We start from the raw sequence: 12,759 nt of genomic DNA, 5'->3' as shown, positions 1-12,759 counted from the left end.
CGTTGCGCAGGATGAAGCGGCTGCGCAGTGTCGACGAGCCGACGCCCTTCGCGCGCCCGGTGCGGACGTAGTCGGCGTTCTGCACCTCGAGCACGCTCGCCCTTGTGATGCGCACGATGATCGCCAGCGGGATCGTGCCGAGCGCGAGCGCCGGGAGGATGAGGTGCAGGATGGCGTCCCACGCCGCGTCGAACTCGCCGGTGATGATGCCGTCCCACACGTAGAACCCGGTGGGATGCGTCGCGTCTATCCGCGGGTTCTGCCGCCCGTCGGACGGCAGCCAGCCCAGCTGCACCGCGAAGACGTACTTGAGGATGAACGCCAGGAAGAACACCGGGATGGTGATGCCGATCAGGCTCAGCACGACCGAGGCGTGATCGGTGAACTTGCCGTGTCGCCGCGCGGCCCAGTAGCCGAGCGGGATGCCAACGCCCACCGCGAAGATGAGCGCCATGACGCTCAGCTCGATCGTGGCGGGGAACCGGCGGAAGAACTCCTCCACCACCGGACGGTTGGTCTGGATCGAGGTGCCGAAGTCGCCCTGCAGCAGGCGCGTGATCCAGATGAAGTACTGCTCGATGAGCGGCTTGTTGAAGCCGTAGAGCTCGTTGACCCTGGCGATCGCCTCGGGTGTGGCCTTCTCGCCGAGGAGGGCGACCGCGGGGCCGCCGGGAAGGGCCCTGACCCAGGCGAACAGCAGGATGCTGAGCCCGAACAGGGTGGGGATGAGGAACAGCAGTCGCCTGCCGATGGTGCGCAGCACGAAGATCTCCGTCGATCAGGCCCGTCGTCTCGCTCCGCTCGTTCAGGGACCGAACCGGGGTGGTTTCCCGATCCGGTCCCTGAGCGAGGAGCGGAGCGACGAGACGAAGGGGTCTCGGTCGGTCAGGCCGTTACTTGGTGAGGACGATGTCCGTGAAGACCTCGTCGTTCACCGGGCTGGCAGGGTAGCTCTTCACGCGCGGGTCGAACGCGAGCGTCGGAGCCGGGTGCGCGAGCGGGACGCCGGGGATGAACTCCGCCACCATCTCGTTGATGTCCTCGTACAGCGCGGTCTGCTCCTCCAGGTTGGACACGCCGCGAGCCTCGGTCAGCTTCTGGAACAGCTCCGGGTTGTCGAAGCCCCACTCCGAGCTCTGCTGGCCGAAGAACACGCCGACGAAGTTGTCGGTGTCGTTGTAGTCGCCCGTCCAGCCCAGCAGGTGGATGCCGTGGTCGGAGGTGCCGGTCGTGCGGTCGAGGTACTCGACCCACTCCTCCGACACCGGGGTGGTCTCCACGCCGACCTCGGACAGCTGCGACGACAGCACCGTGAAGATCTGCTCGGGGTCCGGCATGTAGGGACGCGACACGTTGACCGGGTAGTTGAAGGTGAGCTTCAGCGGGTTCGACTCGTCGTAGCCGGCCTCCGCGAGCAGGGCCTTGGCCTTCTCGGGGTCGTAGTCGTAGGTCGTGACGTCGGGGTTGTAGCCGTTGACGACCTCGGGCACGAACTGCGTGGCCTTCTGCGTGCCCTCGGGCAGCACCTGGCTGATCAGCGCGTCCTTGTCGACCGCGTACGAGAGGGCCTCGCGCACCTTCGGGTCCTGCAGCTCGGGCACGGCCTGGTTGAACGCCAGGTACAGGATCGTGAACGGCGGGCGCGACACCATCGTGAAGCCGTCGTCCTCGAGCGCCTTGGTGTCGGCGGGACCGACGAGGTCGTAGCCGTCGATCGAGCCGGACTCGAGCGCCTGGCGGCGGGCCGTCGGATCGTCGATCGTGCGGAAGATGATCTCGTCGACCTGACCCGCGTCGCCCCAGTAGTCGTCGTAGGCCTTGAGCGTGACCTGCTCGCCCGGCGCCCACTCCTCGAACTGGTAGGGGCCCGTGCCGACCGGGTGGCCCATCGCGTACTCGGACAGCTGCGGCGCCTCGGCCGACCCGCCGACCTCATCGGCGCCGAACTCCTGCATCGCGGACGGGCTCTGCATGCCGAACGCGGGCAGCGACAGCGAGGCGATGAACCCGGCGAACGGCTTGTTCAGCTCGATCGTGACGGAGTTCTCGCCGTCGGGCGTGCACGACTTGTAGACGGCGTCGGCGGGGTTCGACGCGTAGCCCTTGAAGAGCTTGTTGTAGTAGTAGCCGAACGCCTCGGAGGCGGCCAGACCGGTCCAGTTGTACCAGCGGTCGAAGTTGTAGCAGACCGCCTCGGCGTTGAACGGGGTGCCGTCCTGGAAGGTCACCCCCTCCTTCAGCTGGAAGGTGTGCGACATGCCGTCCTCGGACGACTCCCACGACTCCGCCAGCAGCGGCGCGGGGTCGGCGGTGCCCGGCTCGGTGCCCACCAGACCCTCGAAGATCTGGCGGGAGACGCGGAACGTCTCGCCGTCCTGCGCGAACGCGGGGTCGAGGCTCGCCGGATCGGACGACGCGGCGAAGACGAACGTGCCGTCGACGTCGCCCGAGCCCTCCGAACCGTTGTCGCCGCGCTCGCTGGCGACGCATCCGGCGAGAGCGAGAGCCGCGATGGCCGCTCCGGTGACGGCGACGATCCCTCGCCGACGCATGGCTGACTGGTGCATTGTGTGACCTTCCCTGTCGGGCGCTTCGATGCGCGTACCCGGGGCGTCGTCGCCCCGGAGACGGTGATTCCTCGAAGGTACCCAGCCGGATCGCGGATGCCAAATAGCCGGAGGTTGCGATCCGGTATCGACACGCGCGGGACTCGGGATCGGGTACCGTCGAGAACGTGCCAGAGTCCACCCCGCTCGCCGTCTGCTTCGGCGAGGGCATGGTCGCCCTCGTCCCGGCCACCGCCGGTGCCCTGGAGATCTGCCGCACGTTCGACCGGTCGCTCGCGGGCGCGGAGTGGAACACCGCGATCGCGCTCGCCTCGGCGGGAGTCGAGACGGCCGTGGTCTCGCGCGTCGGCGACGACGGGTTCGGCCGGTTCCTGACGGGCGAGCTCCGCGCCCACGGCGTGGACGACAGCGCGATCGAGGTCGATGCGGACGCGCCGACCGGGCTGTACGTCAAGGAGCTGTCGCCCCGGCCGGACGGCACGGTCGAGGGCACGATGCACTACTACCGGGCAGGGTCGGCCGCCGCCGCACTGTCTCCGCGCACCCTCGAGACGCCCGCGGCCGCTGCCCTCCTCGCCCGTGCCGCGCTCGTGCACACCTCGGGCATCACGCCAGCCCTGTCGGACTCGGCCGCCGCCGCGCAGGATGCGCTGTTCCGCGACCACCGTCCCGCTCACGCGCTGCTGAGCTTCGACCTCAACTGGCGTCCGGCGCTCTGGCGCGGGAGGGAAGATCACGCGAAGCGCCTGCTGGGCGGACTCGCCCGCGACGCCGACGTGCTGTTCTGCACCAGGCCGGACGCCGCGGCGGTGTTCGGCACGAGCGACCCCGACGCCCTCCGCGCGCTGTTCCCCGAGCCGCGGTTCGTCGTGGTGACCGACCCGGCCGGCGCCGTGGCGTTCGACCGCGGGGATCGCGCGCAGAGCGACGCCCTCGACGCGCCCGTCGTGGAGACGATCGGCGCGGGAGACGCGTTCGCCGGCGGCTTCCTCGCCGGGGTGCTCGCCGGGCTCTCGCTCAGCGGCAGCCTGGCCCGTGCGCACCGCATCGCCACGCGCGCGATCGCCAGCACCCGCGACCACGTGGACTGAGCCTCCCTGCCGTCACCCCCCTACGCGCGGCGCGGACGGCGCGGCGGCACGGCATCGTGCGTGCGCTGCAGGGACACGGCCACCGGCTCCCCGCGGTGCTGCACCACGCGCACGAACAGCACGTCGATCAGGGCGAGCTGTGCGATCCGACTCGACATCGCCGCCATGCGATACGGCGACTCCTGCGCCTGGCTGAGCAGCACCACGTCCGCCACCGCCGCGAGCGGGGAGTCCGCATCGCTGGTCACGGCGACCGCGAGCGCTCCGGTGTCGCGCGTCACCTCCAGCGCCCTGACCGTCTCGGCCGTCTCCCCGCCGTGCGAGAAGGCGATCGCGACGTCCTCGGGCGAACGCAGCGACGCGGTCGTGATCGCCAGGTGCGGATCGGCGGAGTGCGACACCGAGCACCCGATGCGCGACAGCTTCAACTGCAGATCCTGCGCCGTCAGCGACGACGCCGCCTGACCGAACAGGTCGATGTGGCGGGCGGCCACCAGCGCACGCGCGACCCGGTCGAGGGCGGCCTCATCGAGCGCACGGGCGGTCTTCTCGATCGCGTCGATCTCCTGCGCCGCGAGCTTCGCCGCGATCGCGCCTGGCCCGTCGTGCGGATCGATCGCGGTGGTGTCCAGGCCGAAGCGCGCCTGCTGCGCCTGGGCGAGCGTGACCGAGCGGGCGACCGCGACCCGCAGCTCGCGGTAGCCGCTGAACCCCAGCGACTGGGCGAACCGCGCCACGGTGGACAGCGACGTGCGGCACAGCTGCGCCAGATCGTTGATCGCGAGGTCGACGACGAGCGTGGGGTCGCCGAGGATGGTCTCAGCCACGCGGCCCTCGGCCGCGCTCAGCCTGGGCAGGGAGCGCCGCACCGTGGCCAGAACGTCGTCGTCCATGCGCTGATCCCGTCTCAACCGGCGGTGGTCGACCTCTGCCGTAGCGGGAAGCGACCCTGGAGTGCCTCCCGTGCGGTCTGCGCCCCGAGCCTGCTGGCCGCCCCGACCTCGACGGTCGGCAGGGGAAGCGGCGTGCGGGCGGGGAGCCCGACGTTCACCACGACCGCGTGCGGGTCGCGGGTGGCCGTGCGTTCCACGAGGGCGCGCTGTGCCGGCTCCGCGTCGGGCCGGTCCACCAGCACGACCGTGGTGCCCGGGGCCGCGACGACCTCGGCGATCACGTCGTCCTGCTCCGTCACGGGACGCGCGGCGACATCGAGCCGGACGCGCACACCGTCGCCCGCGAGGGCGCTGGCCACGTACGACGCGGCGCTGTCGACGGCGAGGGTCGAGCGACGGCGGGCGTCGATCACCGCGAGCGCCTCGGCCGACTCCGGCGCCGCGCCCACGAGGGTCACCGCGCGCCGGGCGATGTCCTGCGCGTCGAAGCCGTCCACGGGCTGCTGCCCGGCGTGCTCGCGGGCGGCCTGCGCCTGCAGCTTCGCGGCGAGGGCGGCCACGCGTCCCGCGGCCTCCTCCACGCGCTCGCGCGACAGCGAGCCGTCGCGCAGCGCAGCCACGATCCCGTCGCGCGCAGCACGGAAGTCGCGCAGATCCTGGTCGGGCAGCGCCGCCTCGCCGGGGTTGGTCGGATTGCCGATGCACAGCAGGTCGACGCCGGCGGCGAGGGCACGTGCCGCGCCGCCGCCGAGCCCGACGGTCTCGCGGATCGCGGCCATGTCGAGCGCGTCGGTGATGATCACGCCGTCGAAGCCCCAGTCGCGCAGGATGCCGAGCACGCGCGGGTTGAGGGTCGCCGGAGCGTCGCCCCACCCGGGAACCACGATGTGCGCGGTCATGACGGCGTCGACGCCCGCCTCCACCGCGGCACGGAACGGCTCCAGGTGCTCGCGCTCGTACTCGTCGAGGTCGAGGTCGATCCGGGGCAGCGCATGGTGCGAGTCGACGTGGGTGTCGCCGTGACCCGGGAAGTGCTTCACGCACGCCGCCGCCCCGCCGTCCTGGATGCCGTCGAGCATCGCGACCGCGTGGCGCGACACGAGCTCCGCGTCCGCGCCGAAGGACCGCACGCCGATGACCGGGTTGCGATGATCGGTGTTGACGTCGGCGACCGGGCCGAGCACGACGTTCCCGCCCACCGCCCGCACGCGGCGGGCGAGCTCCGCACCGGTGCGCTCCGAGGCGACGAGATCGTCGAGCGTGCCGAGCTGCGCCGCGCCGGGGAGCGTGGAGCCGGTGGCCGACTCCAGGCGCGTGACGCTGCCGCCCTCCTCGTCGACGCCGATCAGCGCCGCGGGGTTCGCGTCGAGGATCTGGGCGCTCAGCGCCGGCAGCCCCTCTCCGACGTTCTGCCCGAAGTACACGACACCGGCCAGTCCATCGCGCAGCTCATCGAGAAGCCACGCGGGCGCCTCCGTACCGAGGAAGCCCGGCCACAGCACGCCGTTCGCCAGGCGCTCCAGCTCGTCGGTCATCCCTTCACCGCCCCGGCGACCATGCCGGCGGAGAGCCGACGCTGCACGATCACGAAGAAGATCATGACCGGCACGGTGATGATGGTCGATGCGGCCATGATGCTGCCCCAGTCGTTGGAGTAGAGGCCGAAGAACGACTTGAGGCCGATCGACACCGTGTACTGGTCGGTCTGGGCACCGAGGATCGTCATCGCGAAGATGAACTCGTTCCAGGCGGTGATGAAGCTGAAGATGCTGGTCGCGACGAGACCCGGCATCACGAGCGGCAGCAGCACCGAGCGGAACATGCGCCACCAGCTGGCGCCGTCGATGTACGCGGCCTCCTCCAGCTCGACGGGCACGGCGGCGACGAAGCCGCGCAGCATCCAGATGCCGAACGCGAGCGACAGCGCCACGTACACCACCATCAGACCGATGATGCTGTTGAGCAGGCCGAGGCTCTTCACCTGGAGGAACAGCGGGATCACGAGCGCCTCGAGCGGCACCATCTGCACGACGAGGATCATCATGAGGATCGTGGTGCGGAACTTGAAGCGGAAGCGCGCGACGGCGACCGCCGCGAGCAGGCACACCAGCGCGCTGACGAGCACCGTGACGAGCGCCACGATGGCGGAGTTGCGCAGGTAGGTGCCGAAGCCGCCCTCGGTGAGCACGAAGGCGAAGTTGTCGAACGTGAACTCCTGCGGCAGGAGCGACTGCCCACCGCTGGAGGCCTTGCCGTCGAGTGCGCTGGAGACCATCCAGTACACAGGGAACAGCGTGAAGATCAGGACGGCGGCGACGCCGATCCCGAGACCGATGCGGGAGCGGAGCCGGGGGCGCGGGTTCACAGCTCGTCCTCCTTCATGAGCGACCGGATGTACACGATCGTGATGCCGATCAGGACGAGGGTGAGCAGCACCGCGAGCGCGGCGCCGAAGCCGTAGCGGTTCTGCCCGAACGACTCCACGTACGACCACACGCCCAGGTTCAGCACCTGGCGGTTGCCGCCGCTTCCGCCGGGCATCAGATAGACCTGCGCGAAGACCTTGAAGTCCCAGATGGTCGACAGGATGATGACGACCGAGAACACGGGCTTGAGCGTGGGGAAGATGATCTTCCAGAACCGGCGCCATGCACCGGCGCCGTCGAGGGCCGCGGCCTCCAGCATCTCCTTCGAGACGCCGAGGAGCCCGGCGAGGACCGTGATCGCCACGAACGGGAAGCCGTGGTGCACGACGTTCAGCAGCACGATCGCGTAGAACGACCACTGGTTGGTGAACCAGTTGACCTGGCCGTCGATGAGGCCGAGGTCCTGGAGCACCGAGTTGAAGATGCCGCGGTCGGCATCGAAGATGAACGTCCAGACGTAGGTGCCGGTCACGGCGGGCATCGCCCACGCGACCATGATGCAGCTGGACACGATGGTGCGCCACACGGTGCCGAGGCGCGCGAGCAGCAGCGCGACCAGGGTCCCGAGTGCGACGGTGGTGAACACCGCGACGGCCGCGAAGCCGACCGTGTTGGGGAGCACCACCGTCCACAGGGTCGGGTTGGTGAGCGCCTCGACGTAGTTGTCCAGGCCGATCCAGTTGTTCTCGCCGGTGTTGATCTCGCGCAGTCCGTAGTCCTGCAGCGAGTAGATGAACACCTGGACGAGCGGCCAGAGCATGAGCACCGCGAGGATGATCAGCCCGGGCGCGAGGAGAAGCCAGGGACGGGCCGTGACGAGCGAGAGTCCTCGCTTCTTCCGGCCGCCGGCCACGGAGGCGGAGGTGGACTCCGCCTTCGTGGCCGGCAGTGGCGCTTGCACCATCGACATGGAAGGAGTGGTTCCTTACTGGTTGAGCAGTTCGGTCATCTCCGCAGCGGCGTCCTTCGTCGCGGTCGCGACGTCCTTCTGCCCGCTGAGGATGGCCTGGATCATGGCGTTGGTCGTCTTCTTCGCCTGCACGGCGCCGAAGTTCGGGGTGACCGGGACGGACGCGCCGCCGTCGACCATCTGCTCCGCGAACGGGGCGACGAGCGGGTCGGTCGAGGCGAGGGCCTCTTCCATCGCGGACTGCACGCCGGGGAAGTAGCCGGTCTCGTCCGACCACTGCTCGGCGAACTTGCCGGTGGTCATGAGCTTGACGAACTCCCACGCCAGGTCGGCGTTCTTGGTGGTGTTGAAGATCGACAGGTGCGAGCCGCCGAGCACGGACGGGGCGATGCCGCCGTCCTGGCCGGGGATGACCGCGGCGCCGATCTTGCCCTCGAGCTCGGGGTTGGCCTCGACGAGCGCGTTCGGGGTCCACGATCCGGAGAGCATCATGGCGACGTTGCCCTGCGTGAACGCGTCACGGAGGTCGGTCTCCTTCCAGGTGGTGGCACCCGCGGAGGAGAAGCCGTGCTCGGTGGCCAGGCCCGTGTAGAACTCGATGCCGGCCTGCGACTCGGCGCTGTCCAGCTCGCTCGTCCAGGTGTCGCCGTCCTTCGTGGCGATCTCGCCGCCGGCGCCCCAGACCCAGGGGTAGACCTGGAACTCGGCGTCGCCCGCGACCGGGAAGGGCAGCATGTCGGGCTTGGCGGCCTTGATGGCCTCGCCCGCGGTGACGATGTCGTCCCACGTCTTCGGAGCCTCGAGCCCGAGCTCCTCGAAGACATCGGTGCGGTAGACGATCGAGCGGACGCCGGCGTACCACGGCATGCCGTAGAGCTCGTCGTCGTACGTGCCCGCGACCGAGAGGCCCTCGACCAGGTCGTCGCGCAGGCCCTTCTCGCCGTCGACGTACTCGTCGATCGGGAGGAGCGCGCCGGCGTCGGCGAACTCGGCGGTCCAGGTGGTGCCGGTCTCGGCGATGTCGGGGGTGGTGCCGCCGGCGATCGAGGTGACGAAGCGGTCGTGGGCGTCGGCCCACTGGATCTCCTCGATCTTGACGGTCGCGCCGGTCTCCTCCTCGAAGGCCTCGGAGACCTTGTCGTAGAACGCGGTCGCGTCGGGGTTGGTCCCCTTCATGATCCAGACGGTGAGCTCCTTGCCCTCACCGTCGGCCGAGCCGTTGTCGCCACTGCCGCCGGCACAGCCGGCCAGGGCGATCGTGGCGGCGGCGCCGAGCGCCACTGCCGGAAGAATGCGCTTGTGCATGAAGGGATCTCCTCTTTGAAAAAGTCCAGGTAGGCATCGGGTGCAGACCGGGGGATAGGAAAAAGTATCCACGACTAACTAATTCCCTGCAAGTTCCTCCCAGAATCGTCACACCGCCGTAACATCGGGCTCCGCCGGTAGGCTCGCGCCTATGCCACGCCGCGGACACGACGCCGATCGCCCGACCATCGCCCGCCACGCCCCGCAGCGCACGCGCAGCACCGCCGGACGGGTCTTCCGGCTCCTCGGCATCTCCCTCGCCGTCGTGCTGGTCTCCGTCATCGGCGTCGGCACGTTCCTGATCGTCGACCTGTTCGCCCGCATCGGCGACGACGCCGTGGTGCTGGAGGGAGCCCCCGAGGTCGACCCGCCCACCATCGGCGCCTACCCCGCCGACAAGTCCTTCAGCATCCTGATCGCCGGGACGGACGAGTGCGGAGAGCGCGCGACCGCGCTGTTCGCGGAGCGGTGCGAAGAGGCCGACGGACTCCGCCGCAACGACGTCACCCTCCTCGTGCACGTCTCGGCCGAGCCCCGCAACGTCACGGTCGTCTCGCTCCCCCGCGACCTCGGCGTCGAGGTGCCGGAGTGCACCCGGCCCGACGGCTCCGTCGCGTCGGCCATGCAGAAGGCGCGCATGAACTCCCTGTTCGAGCACGCCGGGCTCTCGTGCGTCGCGAAGACCGTCAGCACGCTCGGCGACATCCCGATCGAGTTCGCCGCCGCCATCAGCTTCGACGGCGTGATGGCCGTGACCGACGCGATCGGCGGCGTCGAGGTGTGCATTGCGGGAGAGGGCATCCGCGACCGGCACACGGGCATCGACTGGCCGGCGGGCATGCGCACCGTGTCGGGCGTCGAGGCACTGCAGTTCATCCGCACCAGGCACGGCGTGGGCGACGAGAGCGACCTGGCACGCATCTCCAACCAGCAGCAGTACATGTCGCGCCTCGCGAAGAAGGTGCTCAGCGAGGAGACGCTCACCGATGTGCCGAAGGTGCTGCGCATCGCGAACGCCGTGGCCGACAACATCGACCCCAGCGAATCGCTCAACGACCCGCTCCGGCTCGCGCAGCTCGCGCTCGCCCTGAAGGACGTGAAGTTCAGCGACTTCGTCTTCGTGCAGTACCCCAACGTCGTCGACCCCGACGACGACGACCGCGTGGTGCCCAACGAGGCCGCGGCCGAACAGCTGTGGGCGGCCATCAAGTCCGGACAGCCGCTGCAGCTGACCGGCGACGTGGCGACCCGCCGCGGCGTGGAGCTCGTGACACCGGCGCCGGGCGAGACCGACGGCACCGCCGCGACCCCCGCGCCGGGCGAGACGCCCGACGCGCGGGCCACCCTGCCCCCGGACGTCTCCGGTCAGACGCTCGAGCAGGAGACGTGCGCGGTCGGCAACCAGCGCTGAGCGCCCGCCGCAGCGCGTAGGCTCGGAGCATGGGCCGGACGCGCGCGCGAGACACCGAGCACCCGCAGACCCGGCTCGATCACGGCGGCATCGCCCGCATCGTCCCCTCCGAGTTCACGAGCGGCTTCGAGCTCATCGTCGACGACACCCCGCAGTCGCACGTCGACCTCGACGACCCGACCCACCTGCACTTCGAGTACATCGTGCGGATGGGCGCCGTGATCGACCAGCTGCCCGCCGGTCCGCTCACCGCCGTGCACCTCGGTGCCGGCGCGCTCACGATCCCCCGCTACATCGAGGCCACGCGACCCGGCTCGCGCCAGCAGGTGATCGAGCTGGAGGCACCGCTCGTGCAGCTCGTCCGGGAGCACCTCCCCCTCCCGAAGGGCGCGGCCATCCGGCTGCGCATCGGCGACGCACGGGAGGGTGTGGGGCGCCTGCCCGCCGCACTGCACCACGCCTGCGACCTCGTGGTGTCGGACGTGTACTCCGGCGCGCAGACGCCCGCCCATCTCACGAGCGTCGAGTTCTACCGCGAGCTCTCCGGGCTGCTCGCCCCCGGTGGCGTGCTGCTGGTGAACGTCGCGGACGGACCGGGGCTCGCGTTCGCCCGGCGCCAGGCCGCGACCATCGCCGCCGTGCTGCCCGAGCTCGGCATCCTCGCCGACACGCAGGTGCTCAAGGGACGGCGATTCGGCAACCTCGTGCTCGCGGCATCCGCCGCGCCGCTGCCCACCGAGTGGCTGCCGCGACTGCTCGCGGCCGGACCCCACCCCGCCAAGATCGCCCAGGGCGCGGAGGCGGAGGCGTTCCTCCAGGGAGCTCGCGTCGTGACGGACGCGGACGCCGTCGCGTCGCCCCGCCCTGACGCATCGCTGTTCCTGCGCTGACCAGGGCGCGCCGCCTTCGAGACCGCGCAGACGCCAGGCACACTGGACGGGGACGCGGCGGGGACGCATCAGAAGGAGAGCAATGAGTTTGATCCGGGGTTACGACCGGGAGACCCTCCGCGAACTGGTCGATCTCGACGAGTGCGCTGCCCGCCTGACCGAGATCGAGGAGCAGCGCTCCCTGCCCGCACTGCTCGAGCGCGTGTGGCTGCTGAAGGTGCTCGACCGTCTCGACGAGGCGCTCGTACTCGCCGAGGAGACCGTGCGCCAGGCGCGGATGGCCGGAACCCGCCGGGACGTGCTGCGCGCCCGCGTGCTGCACGCCACGATCCTGCAGTACCGCGGCGCCCATGCGGCCGCCGAGCAGGAGCTGGCCACGTGCGCCTCCGAGGCCGAGGGGCAGCGCTGGCTGTCGATCGCCGCGTTCGCCTACCAGCACCATGGCAAGAACGCCTACGAGGCCGGCGACTTCGACACCGCGCGGGAGAGCTTCAAGCAGTCGCTGTTCCTGCGGCGCGAGTCGGGCGCGGCGGACAGCGAGCTGGAGACCGTGCTGCTGGCGATCGAGGCCGCCGAACGGCACCGACCGTCGCAGCTCATCGCGGGCTGAGCCGCAGCACCCCGATGTCCCCGCCGTGGATTACCCTGAGCCCATGGCGGAACTGACCCGAGTGCGCGTCTGGGGCGAGGCACTGATCCGGCTGCACCTCGACGACAGCTGGACGTTCGACTTCGACCATGCCAAGCGCCGTGCCGGGCAGTGCGACTACACGAACAAGCGCATCACGGTATCGCGCTACCTCGCCGCCCGCTTCGAGGACGACGAGATCCACCAGGTCCTGCTGCACGAGGTGGCCCATGCGCTCGCGGGTCACGCGGCGGCGCACGGCCCCGCGTGGAAACGCGTCGCCGCCGACCTCGGCTACGTCGGCGGCACCACCCACCACGGCGAGACCGCGGTCGAGCTGGCGCCGTGGGTGGGGCACTGCCCCGCGGGGCACGTGACCTATCGCCACCGCCGCCCGACGCGGGCCACCTCGTGCGCCCGGTGCTCGCGCACGTTCGACTCCCGGCACCTGTTCGCCTGGACGCGCCGCGAGATCACCACGGACGCCCGACTCGCGGCGCAGCTGCCGCGCTGACGACGCCCGCGGCTCCGCGCAGTCGCCGTCCGCCGCGATCCGGCTCAGGCGGGATCGGGGTCGCGCGACTCCGGCGCCTCGGCGGGATCGTCCGCCGCCGACGCCTCCGGGGCACGCGTGGCCG

Annotated in this window: 12 protein-coding genes; 5 read left to right on the top strand and 7 right to left on the bottom strand. The window is 70.6% G+C overall.

Features of this window, described 5'->3' with window-relative positions; translation table 11 throughout:
- Both DW297_RS11050 and DW297_RS11045 read right to left on the bottom strand, forming a co-directional pair.
- Positions 1–763, bottom strand: a 763-nt coding sequence (locus tag DW297_RS11050) for an ABC transporter permease (RefSeq protein WP_136032300.1), incomplete at its 3' end; no start/stop codon positions are given.
- Between the two features lie 130 nt (positions 764–893).
- Positions 894–2,567: an ABC transporter substrate-binding protein gene (locus tag DW297_RS11045; protein ID WP_136032298.1), complete on the bottom strand. Its 1,674-nt coding sequence runs from the start codon at positions 2,565–2,567 to the stop codon at positions 894–896.
- A 167-nt stretch (positions 2,568–2,734) separates the two neighbouring features.
- Between DW297_RS11045 and DW297_RS11040 the strand changes: the two genes are divergently transcribed.
- Entirely contained in the window at positions 2,735–3,658 is a 924-nt protein-coding gene (locus DW297_RS11040) for a sugar kinase (RefSeq protein ID WP_136032296.1), read from the top strand.
- Positions 3,659–3,678: 20 nt separating this feature from the next.
- Here DW297_RS11040 and DW297_RS11035 read toward each other — a convergent pair whose 3' ends face one another.
- Genes DW297_RS11035 through DW297_RS11015 form a run of 5 tightly spaced genes read right to left on the bottom strand, consistent with a single transcriptional unit; the run spans position 3,679 to position 9,192 of the window.
- Positions 3,679–4,551, bottom strand: coding sequence for a MurR/RpiR family transcriptional regulator (locus tag DW297_RS11035; protein ID WP_136032295.1), 873 nt, complete (start codon positions 4,549–4,551; stop codon positions 3,679–3,681).
- Positions 4,552–4,565: 14 nt separating this feature from the next.
- Positions 4,566–6,086, bottom strand: coding sequence for a glycoside hydrolase family 3 protein (locus DW297_RS11030; RefSeq protein WP_136032293.1), 1,521 nt, complete (start codon positions 6,084–6,086; stop codon positions 4,566–4,568).
- Complete coding sequence (locus DW297_RS11025) at positions 6,083–6,916, bottom strand: carbohydrate ABC transporter permease (RefSeq protein ID WP_136032291.1); 834 nt, start codon at positions 6,914–6,916, stop codon at positions 6,083–6,085. The genes DW297_RS11030 and DW297_RS11025 overlap by 4 nt, the downstream gene beginning before the upstream one ends.
- Positions 6,913–7,887, bottom strand: a complete 975-nt coding sequence (locus tag DW297_RS11020; RefSeq protein ID WP_136032289.1) for a carbohydrate ABC transporter permease — start codon at positions 7,885–7,887, stop codon at positions 6,913–6,915. The genes DW297_RS11025 and DW297_RS11020 overlap by 4 nt, the downstream gene beginning before the upstream one ends.
- A 15-nt stretch (positions 7,888–7,902) precedes the next feature.
- Positions 7,903–9,192 (bottom strand): sugar ABC transporter substrate-binding protein, encoded by a 1,290-nt coding sequence (locus DW297_RS11015; RefSeq protein WP_136032286.1) that lies wholly within the window; start codon positions 9,190–9,192, stop codon positions 7,903–7,905.
- 151 nt (positions 9,193–9,343) lie between these two features.
- Here DW297_RS11015 and DW297_RS11010 point away from each other — a divergent pair, with 151 nt between their 5' ends.
- The 4 genes from DW297_RS11010 (at position 9,344) to DW297_RS10995 (ending at position 12,635) form a co-directional block, all read left to right on the top strand.
- Positions 9,344–10,603, top strand: a complete 1,260-nt coding sequence (locus tag DW297_RS11010) for an LCP family protein (protein ID WP_136032283.1) — start codon at positions 9,344–9,346, stop codon at positions 10,601–10,603.
- Positions 10,604–10,632: 29 nt separating this feature from the next.
- Positions 10,633–11,493, top strand: a complete 861-nt coding sequence (locus DW297_RS11005) for a spermidine synthase (RefSeq protein WP_136032281.1) — start codon at positions 10,633–10,635, stop codon at positions 11,491–11,493.
- Positions 11,494–11,575: 82 nt separating this feature from the next.
- Entirely contained in the window at positions 11,576–12,103 is a 528-nt protein-coding gene (locus DW297_RS11000) for a hypothetical protein (protein WP_136032279.1), read from the top strand.
- 43 nt (positions 12,104–12,146) lie between these two features.
- The gene (locus DW297_RS10995; protein WP_136032277.1) at positions 12,147–12,635 is read left to right on the top strand and encodes a SprT-like domain-containing protein; all 489 of its coding nucleotides are present in this window, start codon (positions 12,147–12,149) and stop codon (positions 12,633–12,635) included.
- The last annotated feature ends 124 nt before the right edge of the window (positions 12,636–12,759 follow it).

Source organism: Microbacterium sp. PF5 (assembly GCF_004794315.1).
Taxonomy (GTDB): Bacteria; Actinomycetota; Actinomycetes; order Actinomycetales; family Microbacteriaceae; genus Microbacterium; species Microbacterium sufflavum.
The sequence above is the reverse complement of the archived record's forward strand: the minus strand, read 5'-3'. Positions and strand labels throughout refer to the sequence as shown.

Excerpts from the sequence above, each read along its gene's own strand:
- DW297_RS11030 (WP_136032293.1), bottom strand. The coding sequence starts at position 6,086 with ATGACCGACGAGCTGGAGCGCCTGGCGAACGGCGTGCTGTGGCCGGGC.
- DW297_RS11010 (WP_136032283.1), top strand. The coding sequence starts at position 9,344 with ATGCCACGCCGCGGACACGACGCCGATCGCCCGACCATCGCCCGCCAC.
- DW297_RS11015 (WP_136032286.1), bottom strand. The coding sequence starts at position 9,192 with ATGCACAAGCGCATTCTTCCGGCAGTGGCGCTCGGCGCCGCCGCCACG.
- DW297_RS11020 (WP_136032289.1), bottom strand. The coding sequence starts at position 7,887 with ATGTCGATGGTGCAAGCGCCACTGCCGGCCACGAAGGCGGAGTCCACC.
- DW297_RS11045 (WP_136032298.1), bottom strand. The coding sequence starts at position 2,567 with ATGCACCAGTCAGCCATGCGTCGGCGAGGGATCGTCGCCGTCACCGGA.
- DW297_RS11035 (WP_136032295.1), bottom strand. The coding sequence starts at position 4,551 with ATGGACGACGACGTTCTGGCCACGGTGCGGCGCTCCCTGCCCAGGCTG.
- DW297_RS10995 (WP_136032277.1), top strand. The coding sequence starts at position 12,147 with ATGGCGGAACTGACCCGAGTGCGCGTCTGGGGCGAGGCACTGATCCGG.
- DW297_RS11005 (WP_136032281.1), top strand. The coding sequence starts at position 10,633 with ATGGGCCGGACGCGCGCGCGAGACACCGAGCACCCGCAGACCCGGCTC.
- DW297_RS11000 (WP_136032279.1), top strand. The coding sequence starts at position 11,576 with ATGAGTTTGATCCGGGGTTACGACCGGGAGACCCTCCGCGAACTGGTC.